Annotated in this window: 1 protein-coding gene; it reads right to left on the reverse strand. The window is 67.7% G+C overall.

Annotated elements, in window-relative coordinates:
• The coding region (locus Q0L15_RS21340) for an ABC transporter substrate-binding protein (RefSeq protein WP_296606765.1) at window positions 1-220 on the reverse strand (220 nt) is incomplete at both ends.

The raw sequence follows: 220 nt of genomic DNA on the forward strand, positions 1-220 counted from the left end.
TCTTGAGCAGGATCGCCGCCTGCAGCGTGGCCGGGTTGCTGTACATGCGCTCGAAGGACCACACCACGTCGTCGGCCGTGAGCTCGTTGCCGGCGGCGCTGTCGACACCCTTGCGCAGCTTGATCGTGTAGGACGTGCCGTCCTCGCTGGGCTCGGCACTCTCGGCGAGCGAGGGCACCACGTTGTCGGGCAGGACGAGCTGGTCGTCCGGGATCGTGGT

Source organism: Nocardioides sp., from assembly GCF_024509035.1.
Lineage (GTDB): Bacteria > Actinomycetota > Actinomycetes > Propionibacteriales > Nocardioidaceae > Nocardioides.